Genomic DNA, 503 nt, shown 5'->3' on the forward strand with positions numbered 1-503 from the left:
CTAACCCCATCAATTAACCTTCCGGCACCGGGCAGGCGTCACACCCTATACGTCCACTTTCGTGTTAGCAGAGTGCTGTGTTTTTAATAAACAGTCGCAGCCACCTATTCTCTGCGACCCTCCGGGGCTTACGGAGCAAGTCCTTCACCCTCACCGGCGCACCTTCTCCCGAAGTTACGGTGCCATTTTGCCTAGTTCCTTCACCCGAGTTCTCTCAAGCGCCTTGGTATTCTCTACCCAACCACCTGTGTCGGTTTGGGGTACGGTTCCTGGTTACCTGAAGCTTAGAAGCTTTTCTTGGAAGCATGGCATCAACCACTTCGTCATCTAAAAGACAACTCGTCATCAGCTCTCGGCCTTAAGATCCCGGATTTACCTAAGATCTCAGCCTACCACCTTAAACTTGGACAACCAACGCCAAGCTGGCCTAGCCTTCTCCGTCCCTCCATCGCAATAACCAGAAGTACAGGAATATTAACCTGTTTTCCATCGACTACGCTTTT

General features: G+C 50.9%; 1 rRNA gene. It reads right to left on the reverse strand.

What is annotated here, in order from left to right:
* Window positions 1-503: ribosomal RNA gene (locus DNU06_RS17715) — 23S ribosomal RNA — on the reverse strand; the annotation flags it as partial.

This window comes from Putridiphycobacter roseus (assembly GCF_003234935.1).
GTDB lineage: Bacteria > Bacteroidota > Bacteroidia > Flavobacteriales_D > Crocinitomicaceae > Putridiphycobacter > Putridiphycobacter roseus.